The organism is Cellulosimicrobium composti, from assembly GCF_009711085.1.
In the GTDB taxonomy this organism is placed as follows: Bacteria; Actinomycetota; Actinomycetes; order Actinomycetales; family Cellulomonadaceae; genus Cellulosimicrobium; species Cellulosimicrobium composti.
This window is the reverse complement of the sequence record NZ_WMKA01000115.1, coordinates 1-982: the sequence shown is the minus strand read 5'-3', so window position 1 is coordinate 982 and position 982 is coordinate 1. Positions and strand designations below refer to the sequence as shown.

Genomic DNA, 982 nt, shown 5'->3' with positions numbered 1-982 from the left:
GGCCGGGACTCCCCGGGTGCGGACGGCGCCGGACCGGCGGGAGCGGGCCCGGGTGCGGGGGCCGGGCCGCCGGGACGCGACGCGGCGGGCGAGCCGGGCGCGGGCGACGGCGCACGGCCGCCGCCTCCCGGACCGCCGCCCTCGTCGAGCCGCGGCTCGACCCGCACCTGGAGACCGAGCGTCTGGTAGACGACGTCCTGGACCGCGCTCGTGTGACGCGACGACGAGAACGTGCGCGCGAGCCCCGGGGAGGGGAAGGCGAGGTAGAGCACGTCGGGCCCGAGCTCCGAGACCTGGGCGTTCGCGCTGACGAGGGACCACGTGACCGGGCTCGCGCGCAGGTTCTCGAGCACCTCGGGCCAGCGGCGGCGCAGCTCCTCGGTCGTGAGCCCCGGGGCGGCACCCGACGGTCGACCGGCCGCACCGCCCGTCGTGCCCGGGCCGTCCGTCGCGCCCGGGCCGTCCGGTGCGACGGCGGGCTCGCGGTCGGCGGGAGCAGCGGTCGCCTCGCGCGCGCCGGAGGCGGCGCCGGTCGTCGCTGCGGGTCCGTTCGCCGTAGCCGCTGCGGCCGCGGGTGCGGTGGTCTCGGTGCGCGTGGGCGGCTCGGTGCGGGTGGGCGGCTCGGCGCGCGCGGGCTCGGGCGCCGCGGAGTCGTCGGCCGCGCGGCGCGCCGCCGGGTCCCCGGCCGCCGGGAGGGCCGCGGAGTCGTGGTCCGACGGTCGCGGCGCGGCCTCGGGACCGGAGGACGGCGTCGGCGCCGCGGGCGTCTCCGACGGCGCGGCGGACCCCGCGGTCACCGGCGCCCCGGCCGACGCAGCACCCTCGGCGACCCGCGCCGGGGAATCGGCAGCGGCCTGCGCCGCGGGCGTGACCGACCCGGACGGGGCCGACCCGGACGGGGCCGACACGGACGGGGCCGACGCGGGCGCGTCGGCGGAGCCCTGCGCCGCGGGCGGGGCCGCGGGTGCCGGTGCTGGTGCCG

At 82.7% G+C, this 982-nt stretch carries 1 pseudogene; it reads right to left on the bottom strand.

Going from position 1 to position 982, the window contains the following annotated elements:
* Nucleotides 1–797 (bottom strand): annotated as a pseudogene (locus GJV82_RS19195) (hypothetical protein); the annotation flags it as partial.
* Nucleotides 798–982: the final 185 nt, after the last annotated feature.